The sequence below is a fragment of the Rhodococcus sp. ENV425 genome (assembly GCF_002887785.1).
Lineage (GTDB): Bacteria > Actinomycetota > Actinomycetes > Mycobacteriales > Mycobacteriaceae > Rhodococcus > Rhodococcus aetherivorans.
The window spans coordinates 78,992-87,274 of record NZ_PCZU01000209.1 but is presented as its reverse complement, the minus strand read 5'-3'; the positions used below and the strand labels follow the sequence as shown (position 1 = coordinate 87,274).

General features: G+C 69.0%; 10 protein-coding genes. 5 read left to right on the top strand and 5 right to left on the bottom strand.

Annotated features, from left to right (window positions below; genetic code table 11):
* From CQZ88_RS31250 to CQZ88_RS17625, 5 genes are all read right to left on the bottom strand, one after another.
* On the bottom strand, positions 1–504 hold a 504-nt coding region (locus CQZ88_RS31250; protein ID WP_258008649.1), incomplete at its 3' end, for a putative sulfate exporter family transporter.
* A 119-nt stretch (positions 505–623) separates the two neighbouring features.
* On the bottom strand, positions 624–1,292 hold the full coding sequence (locus CQZ88_RS17640; RefSeq protein ID WP_029546695.1) for a methionine ABC transporter permease: 669 nt from the start codon (positions 1,290–1,292) through the stop codon (positions 624–626).
* Positions 1,289–2,299 (bottom strand): methionine ABC transporter ATP-binding protein, encoded by a 1,011-nt coding sequence (locus CQZ88_RS17635; RefSeq protein ID WP_029546694.1) that lies wholly within the window; start codon positions 2,297–2,299, stop codon positions 1,289–1,291. The genes CQZ88_RS17640 and CQZ88_RS17635 overlap by 4 nt, the downstream gene beginning before the upstream one ends.
* Positions 2,296–3,135, bottom strand: coding sequence for a MetQ/NlpA family ABC transporter substrate-binding protein (locus tag CQZ88_RS17630; protein WP_029546693.1), 840 nt, complete (start codon positions 3,133–3,135; stop codon positions 2,296–2,298). The genes CQZ88_RS17635 and CQZ88_RS17630 overlap by 4 nt, the downstream gene beginning before the upstream one ends.
* Entirely contained in the window at positions 3,132–4,196 is a 1,065-nt protein-coding gene (locus CQZ88_RS17625; RefSeq protein WP_029546692.1) for an isopenicillin N synthase family oxygenase, read from the bottom strand. Before CQZ88_RS17625 ends, CQZ88_RS17630 begins: the two co-directional genes overlap by 4 nt.
* A gap of 498 nt (positions 4,197–4,694) precedes the next feature.
* On the opposite strand from CQZ88_RS17625, the gene CQZ88_RS17620 reads away from it, so the two are divergent.
* From CQZ88_RS17620 to CQZ88_RS17605, 5 genes are all read left to right on the top strand, one after another.
* Complete coding sequence (locus CQZ88_RS17620) at positions 4,695–5,813, top strand: LLM class flavin-dependent oxidoreductase (RefSeq protein WP_029546691.1); 1,119 nt, start codon at positions 4,695–4,697, stop codon at positions 5,811–5,813.
* Between the two features lie 199 nt (positions 5,814–6,012).
* Complete coding sequence (locus CQZ88_RS17615) at positions 6,013–6,753, top strand: NADPH-dependent oxidoreductase (RefSeq protein ID WP_051359275.1); 741 nt, start codon at positions 6,013–6,015, stop codon at positions 6,751–6,753.
* A 95-nt stretch (positions 6,754–6,848) separates the two neighbouring features.
* Positions 6,849–6,920, top strand: a complete 72-nt coding sequence (locus CQZ88_RS32430; protein WP_353852504.1) for a putative leader peptide — start codon at positions 6,849–6,851, stop codon at positions 6,918–6,920.
* Positions 6,921–6,984: 64 nt separating this feature from the next.
* Positions 6,985–7,548 (top strand): flavin reductase family protein, encoded by a 564-nt coding sequence (locus tag CQZ88_RS17610; RefSeq protein WP_029546689.1) that lies wholly within the window; start codon positions 6,985–6,987, stop codon positions 7,546–7,548.
* Positions 7,549–7,649: 101 nt separating this feature from the next.
* A complete protein-coding gene (locus CQZ88_RS17605; protein WP_029546688.1) occupies positions 7,650–8,162 on the top strand; it encodes a winged helix-turn-helix domain-containing protein in 513 nt (170 codons plus the stop codon).
* Positions 8,163–8,283: the final 121 nt, after the last annotated feature.

Genomic DNA, 8,283 nt, shown 5'->3' with positions numbered 1-8,283 from the left:
GACGACCACCAGTGCGACGGCGGTGACCACGTGCTGCTTGCGGGCGTCGACGACCCCGTCCACCGCGGCGACGGCGGCGGCGCCGCAGATCGAGAAGCCGCAGGCGACGAGCAGGCGCTGGGTCCAGTCGAGCCCGAGGATCCTGCCCAGTGCCATCGTTCCGGCGATGCCGCCGACCACCACGGCCACGACGAGGCCGAGCACGCCCCAGCCGAGGGCGAGCACGTCGGTGACGAGGAGTTGCAGACCGAGGAGGGCGACCCCGATCCGGAGCAACCGGCGCGAGGCCACGGCCAGGCCGGGTTCGGTGGACGCCGGGAGCGAGGTCGTGTTGGCCAGGAGTGCGCCGAGGACGATGGCGATCAGCAGGGGGCTGATGCCCCCGGCGAGCCGGGCGGCGACGAGGGCCGCCGCTGCCGCCGCAGCACAGACGGCGAGTCCCGGAAGCGGAGCGCGCAGGCGTACCGCGGCCGGAGCCGAGAGCGTCTGGAGAGAAGTGGCCATGGTCTCCACCCTGGCGGGTGGCGTGCGTCGCGGATAGACGGTGTTTCGGCATCACCTCATATCGATTCGATATGAGACAGGGCCGCGGTAGGCACGGCCGCGCCGCCGCGAAGCGAACTTCATCGCCGGTGTGCGAGCGCCCGCACCGCGACGTCTCCCACGGTCTGCAGCGCCTGCACGAGCACGATCAACACCACCACCGCGACCATCAGGACCGGGGTGTTGAAGCGCTGGTACCCGTAGACGATGGCGAAGTCGCCGAGCCCGCCGCCACCGACGACCCCGGCCATCGCGGAGTAGCCGACCAGCAGAACCGCGGTGAGGGTGGCACCGGAGATCAGAGACGAAAGCGATTCGGGAAGAAGTACTTTGGTGACGATCTGCCGGTTCGAGGCCCCCATAGCCCGGGCCGCGTCCACCCGCCCACGCGGAACCTCTCGCAGCGCGCTCTCGACGATGCGGGCAAAGAACGGGATCGCGCCGATCGTCAAGGGGACGAGCGCGGCGGTCGGCCCGATCGCAGTCCCGACCACCAGACGGGTCACACCGATCAGCGCGATCAGCAGGACCAGGAACGGCAGCGAACGGAACACGTTGACCACGGCCCCGACCACGAGATACAGCGTGCGGATCGGGCGCAGCCCGTCCGGCGCGGTCACGTGCAGCAGAACACCCACGAGCACCCCGCCCACGACGGTGAGGAGGAAGGCGACGCCCACCATGTAGAGGGTGTCGAGCGTGGCGGCCCACACCTCGGGCAGGGCGTCGTACCAGCTGAGTTTGTTCATGCCCCGACCCTCGCCACGACGCCGGTCGTCCACGCGACGGTGACGTCGGGCAGGACGGCGAAGAATCGGTCCACCGCGTCGCGATCCACGTCGCCGTCGAAACGCACGTGCAGCTTGCCGATGTCGGTACCGGCGACACGGTCGACCCGGCCACCGACGACCGCGACGTCGACCCCGACGTCGCGGGAGAGCCGGGACAGCCACGGCGTGGCGACGGCAGAGCCGCGGGCGGTGACGAGCGCGGTCACGTCCCCGTTCTGCTCGCCGACGCCCGCCGGCAGCAGCGCATCACCGAGGCGGGAGAGGGGGTCGGCCACGAGATCGGCCACGGGACCGGATTCGACGATGCGGCCCCCGTCCAGCAGCGCCGCCGACGTGCAGATCCGGCGCACCACGGACAGCTCGTGGGTGACGACGACGATGGTGACGCCGAGGGTCCGGTTGACGGTCGCGATCAGATCGAGCACCTGCTCCGTGGTGGCCGGGTCGAGGGCACTGGTCGCCTCGTCGCACAGCAGGACGTCGGGCTCGGCGGCGAGTGCGCGCGCGACGCCGACGCGCTGCTGCTGCCCGCCGGACAACTGCGAGGGGAAGGCGTCCCGCTTGTCGGTGAGCCCGACCAGCTCGAGCAACGTCTCGGCCCGGTCCCGTCGCTCCGTCCTCCGTACGCCGGCGACCTCGAGCGGAAACTCGACGTTCGCGCGGACGGTGCGGGAGTGCAGGAGGTTGAACTGCTGGAACACGGTGCCGATGCGGCGACGGGACGCGCGCAGCCGGCCTTCGGACAGGTGCGAGAGGTCCTCGCCGCGCAGGAGGATGCGTCCGCTCGTGGGGCGTTCCAGCAGGTTCAGGCACCGCAGCAGCGTGGACTTGCCGGAACCGCTGGGGCCGACGATGCCGAAGACCTCTCCCTCGTCGATCCTCAGGTCGATTCCGCGGAGTGCGTCGATCGTGCCGGTGCCGCCCGTTGCCGGGTACGACTTGGTGAGTCCGTCGACGACGATCACGCGCCGACCTCGTGGACGGGTACGACCGCGCCGTCGTAGTTCTCGGCGATCCAGGCGGCGACCTCGGGCGACTCGAGGGCGTCCGCGAGGGCGGTGACGGCGGGATCGGACGCATCCTCCGATCGCACCACGAGGATGTTCTCGAACGGGTTGTTGTCGACGGATTCCCGCACGATGCTGTCGTCCGCGGGGTTGAGCCCCGCTTCGAGCGCGTAGTTCGAGTTGACGACCGAGGCCGTGATCGCCGGATCGTCGACGGTGCGCGCGAGCTGCGCGCGTTCGAGCTCGACGAATTTCAGGTTCTTCGGATTCGAGACGATGTTCGCGGCAGTGACCGTCGCGATGTCCGCTTCGGACAGCGGCTTGTCGAGTTCGAGCAGGCCCGCCGACTCCAGGAGGTAGAGCGCACGCGCGAAATTGGTCGTGTCCTTCGGCAGCGCGATCGTGTCGCCGTCCTTCAGGTCCGCGACCGCGGCGATCTTGTTCGAGTACAGGCCGAGCGGTTCGAGGTGTACGGAGGCGACCGACTCGAGGTTGTCCACGCCCTTCTGCTGCTGCCAGTCGGCGAGGTACGGGTGGTGCTGGAAGAAGTTGGCGTCGACGTCACCGGCTTCGAGCAACTCGTTCGGGTCCACCTCGCCGGTCACGGGCTTGATGTCGAGGACGACGTCGCCGAGCGCACCGGATTGCCGCACGTGTTCCAGGATTTCGACGTGCGGTGTCGCGGAGGCGGAGATCACGAGCGTGTCCTCGCCGGTCCCGGAGGCGGAGCAGGCGGCCAGCCCGGTGGCCAGGGCGACGGCGGAGACCACGGACAGGGTGCGGCGCAGAGTCATTCGGAGTGTTCGCTTTCGTCGAGATCGCCGGGCCGGCCGGCGAGGAGGGGGGAGTTCGAGAGGTCGGCGTGATGGCGCTCGGTGACGTTGGGGTGGGCCCGCAGTCGTGACTTGAGCGCGTTGAGCCCATACACGGCGTGCAAGGCGTCACCGTGCTCGTCCGCACCGACGCCGCGGGCCTCGGCGGCGAGTGCGCCGGGCAGTGGCACATGCGGCAACGCCTGATCCAGTGCGGGATTGAGGAAGAACGGCAGGGATACCCGGTCGGTGCCGGGAGCCGGCGGAAGGACCCGGTGCGTCGTCGCCTTCAGGTAGCCGCCGGTGGCCAGTTCGAGGAGTTCGCCGATGTTGACGACGAAGTGTCCGGGCAGGGGTTCGACGTCGACCCAGGTGCCGTCGATCTCCACCTGGAAGCCGGTGCTTCCGGGTTCCGGATAGAGCAGCGTGAGAACTCCCACGTCCTTGTGACTGCCCACACCCTGTCCGGTGATCGATCGGTCGTGGCCCGGGTACCGTACGATCTTCAGCAGCGGATCGGGGTCCGCGAACGCGCCGTCGAAGAAATCGGCTGGTGCGGAGAGGGATTCGGACCATGCCCGGAGGAGCCGGCGGCCGACCGCGCCGGCCTGCTCGATCCACTGCAGCGCGAGCGTCCGCAGCTGCGGCACCCGGCTCGGCCACAGGTTCGGACCGTGCAGCACCTCCCACGGCCGCTGGGGGTCGAACTGTGCCACCGGAGCCCGTTCGGGACCGATGTCGAGTTGCTCGCGCCAGTCCACGTATCCCTGGGTTCGTTCACCCCCGACGCGGGTGTAGCCGCGGAAATGAGGCGAGTGGGAGTTCTCGATCTCCAGCTTCACGGGGTCGGGCAGGGCGAAGAACGCGCGTGCCGCCGCGATCAGCCGGTCGGCGAGGGCCGGGTCGATGCCGTGGCCGGTCAGGTGGAAGAAGCCGACCTCGTGCGTGACCCGACGCAGCCGGTCGAGCAGGGCGGCCCGGGTGGCGGCATCGCCGTCGAGGCCTGTGAGGTCGACGACGGGCAGGGTGGTCGAGGGAGGCATCGCAGGGAGTCCTTTCGGGCCACGTCGAGCGCCGGGTGCCCGGGAAACGGGCAACGCGGCACCGGCGGCCGGAGGAGATGTCGGTATCGGGAGACGCGGGTGCGTCCGGTGGGACGGCTGTCAGCGACAACAACACGCCGGGGCGTGCGTGCCCACGACGCGTGCGATCACGACCTGCGCGTGACTGGTGCCGACCATCTTTCCTCCGATGGGCCGCGGGCGCGGCCCGTTCGTGGCGGGAATCCGCCCTCGGTGCTGCCGGACGGTCACGCTATCCAGTGGACGGGTCTCGGACAACCCACGCCCTTTCGGGCGGGTCCGACCTGCACCGATTTCGGATCACGACGATCGCAATCCTGGTCCGGACCCCGGTGCACGGCTACCGTGACGCCGATGCCGAGACGACGACGGCGACGTGTCCGGCCGGGTGCAACGGTTCCGATCACCTCGAGGACAACCCTTCGCGGACGCCCACCGGGACGGCAGACTCTGTAGTTCGTGCGCTTCCAGATCCTCGACATCATCTTCAACCCGCCGCATCCGGTCACCGGCGACGTCGTCGCTCCCGCGGAGCGCCTGAACCGCGTCGTCGAGATGGCCGTGCTCGCCGAGCAGCTCGGCATCGACAGTTACTCGGTCGGCGAACGTCATGCCGGCGACGTGCTCTCGTCCAGCCCGACCGTCGTCCTCGGTGCCATCGCACAGGCCACCGAGCGGATCCTGTTGTCCACGGGTGTGACCGTGCTGTCGGTGCTCGATCCCGTGCGCGTCGCCGAGGATCTGTGCACCGTCGATCAACTGAGCCGGGGCCGCCTCGAGATCGTCATCGGCAAGGGCAACGAGGTGCTCCAGTACCCCCTGTTCGGCCTCGACATCGGCAAACAGTACGACTACCTCACCGAGAACTACGAACTGCTGCGCCGGCTGCTGCGGGAGGAACACGTCGACTGGTCGGGTGAGTACCGAGCGGCACTCGCCGATGTCACGACGCTGCCCCGCCCGTTCGACGGGCCGTTCCGCATCTGGCACGGATCCGCCACGTCGGCGCGCGCAGTGGACCTGGCGGCGAAGTGGGGAGACCCGATCGTGACGGCCAACGCCCTGCAGCCCCGGGAGAACTACAAGGTCCTGATCGATCGATACCGCGAGCACTACGCCGCACACGGTCACGACCCGGCGAAGGCCTACGTCGGATCGGGTTCGGGCGGGTTGTTCCTCGCGGACACCACGGAGAAGGCGATCGAGGAGTACCGGCCCATCTACGAAGGTGCGGTACGCCAGGCCGACAAGAGGAAACATGATCCGGGCGCCGTCGGCAAGACCACCAGCTTCCGCACGATCGAGGAGGCGGTCGAGCGGGGTCCGGCCCTGGTCGGTTCGCCGGATCGCGTGGCCGAGAAGATCCTCGACTACCACGAGTGCTTCGGCCACGTCCTCCAATCCGTATCCGTCAACCACGTGCTCGACTTCGAACGCCAGAAGGACACCCTGCGTCGATTCGCCGAGGAGGTCGTGCCGCTGGTGCGCGCGGAGATACCGCCGACGACGCTGTGGAGCGAATCCGACACTGAGCGCGCCAGAGGGTTCACCGCCGATTCGCCGGTGGGCAGCCGATAGCGATCCGTCGACCGGCCGGGAACCGGCCAGAAGGGCTCCACTCGTGACCACGTCTCACCCACTCACAGCGAACCCCGGCGCCGGCGCGGATCGGGAGGTCGCTCGCTCCGATGCTCTCGAACGACGCGATGCTCTCGAACGACGCGATGCTCTCGAACGACGCTTCGGTGCTGCCGACACGGCCGGCCCCTGGAACGCGGTGCTGGCGACTCAGCTGGCGCACCGGTCGGTGCGCCGGTTCCTCGACCGTCCCGTCCCCGAGGATCATCTGCGCGCCGTCGTCGCCGCCGCGTCGTCCGCGGCCAGCTCGAGCAATCTGCAGCTGTGGTCCGTCGTCGCCGTCACCGACCGCGAGCGGATCGATGCGCTCGCCACCCTTGCGGGCGATCAGGATGCGGTCCGCCACGCGCCGCTCTTCCTGGTCTGGCTCGCAGACTTCGCCCGCTCGGAGCACATCGCTACGGTCCACGGCCGAGAACTCGTCAACGCGGACTTCGCCGAGGGCACCCTGCTCGGCGTGGTCGACGCGGCCCTGGCCGCGCAGAATGCCGTGGTCGCGGCGGAATCGGTCGGCCTGGGCACCGTGTACATCGGTGGCATCCGCAACGAGCCCGAGCGCGTCGCCGACGTCCTGGAACTGCCGCAGCGGGTCTTCCCGGTCGTCGGCCTCTCGGTCGGCTTCCCCGATCCGGCGGAGCGGGCCGAGGTCAAGCCGCGACTCGGTTTCGACGTGGTGTGCCACCGGGACCGTTACCGACTCGAGGCGCAGGACGCGGGTATCGCCCGGTACGACACCCGCGCCGAGGACTTCTACCGTGGACAGGGCCTGCCGGGCAGCTGGACCGGGCGAATCGTGGCACGACTGACGGATCCGGGTACCCTGGGATCGCGCCGCCGACTTCGAGACGCGTTGCGCGAAAGGGGTTTCCCGACGAACTAGGGGCGCCGGCAACCCCGGCACCGCCTCGGCTGTGCCCCGACGAAGACCGTCGGGGCCGGCCACGATCGACTGCAGACAGGTGAGGATCGAGCACTATGACCGAAACAGCGTGGAGCCGCAGGCACGTGGACCTGTGCCGCACCCGCTCGTGTCTCTGTGCCTCCTGACCTGAGTACGTGTCTTCCCGACTCCTCCCTCCGTCTCGGTATGTACCTCCTTCAAGGAACGGCTATGTCCCTGTCGATGTCGAATGCCCTCGAATACTCCGCCACCGCCGCATCGGAGCACGCTCCGGGCGTCCGTGGCGACCAATACCGCTCGGCCCTTCGGCGGCACCCCGCCGGGGTCACGATCGTCACTCTCGAATCCGGCTCCGGCCCGGTCGGGTTCACTGCGACGTCCTTCGCTTCGCTCTCCCTCGATCCGCCGCTGGTCTCGTTCAACATCACCGACACGTCGTCGAGCATCGGCGCCGTCCGCTCGGCCGAGTCGTTGGTGATCCACCTGTTGGGCGAGCATCAGCAGCATCTCGCGCAGCGCTTCGCGCGCAGCGCGGCGGAGCGGTTCTCCGACGAGTCGCTCTGGACCCGAATCGAATCCGGTGAACCCGTCCTGCACGGCACGCCGGTCTGGCTCCGGGTTGTCGTCGACCGGTTGATTCCGCTCGGTGACAGCACTCTGGTCGTCGGTGTCGTGGTTCGTGCGCACGAGGACCCGAATCCGGCGGAGGGAAAGCGTATTCCGTTGCTGTACCACGAGGGTGCCTACCACCGCCCCGTCGCATTGGAGGAGTGAATCATGAGTCGCCTGCCGAGTCTCCGGAACGAGTGTCCGAGCTGTCGCCGCACCGCATCGCCCGTCAGCTCGTCGGATCCCCTCCTCGACCGGAGCCTCACATGGAAATCCTCGACACTCGCAATGACGTAGTCACCGACGCCGGTGCCGAACTCGTTCTCGTCCTGCGACTGCCCGACATCGGAACACACTCCTCGCGTGACCTGGCAGCGCTCGCCGATGCCCTTCGCGAGGCCGCCCAGGATCTGGTTCCGGGCGTGAGCACCCATACGGTGCTCAGCCCGACCCCCATCCCGTTGATCATCGACCTTCCCGCCCGCGACGTCCTGCTCGACGGCCGGCGAGTGCTGCTCAGCCACAGCGAGTTCGAGATCCTCGCCTATCTCGTCCGCAACCCGAGGACCGTGGTGTCCCGGGCCGTCCTGCGTGACCTCGGGACCGGGATGCGGGAGGTGGACAGTCGTGGCCGGAACGTCGATGTCCACGTCTCCCGGATCAGGACCAAATTGCAGCAGTTCGGCAGCATCATCTCCACGGTCCGCGGCAGCGGATACCGCTTCGACCCGCACCCGGCCGTTCACATCACGGAACTGCTGACGAGGCGGTGCGCATGACGGCCGGGCACGACGACCTCCCCACAGGTCGCCCTTCGGCGGCCGCACGCGAATCGGAGTGCGAGAGGCAAGGTCTACTGCGGCGGCTGTTCGCCGAGGTCCGGTGGCCGGACGTCGCCAC

Coding starts and splice junctions, on each gene's coding strand:
- CQZ88_RS17640 (WP_029546695.1), bottom strand. CDS start 1,292: ATGAACAAACTCAGCTGGTACGACGCCCTGCCCGAGGTGTGGGCCGCC.
- CQZ88_RS17630 (WP_029546693.1), bottom strand. CDS start 3,135: ATGACTCTGCGCCGCACCCTGTCCGTGGTCTCCGCCGTCGCCCTGGCC.
- CQZ88_RS17625 (WP_029546692.1), bottom strand. CDS start 4,196: ATGCCTCCCTCGACCACCCTGCCCGTCGTCGACCTCACAGGCCTCGAC.
- CQZ88_RS17610 (WP_029546689.1), top strand. CDS start 6,985: ATGTCCCTGTCGATGTCGAATGCCCTCGAATACTCCGCCACCGCCGCA.
- CQZ88_RS17605 (WP_029546688.1), top strand. CDS start 7,650: ATGGAAATCCTCGACACTCGCAATGACGTAGTCACCGACGCCGGTGCC.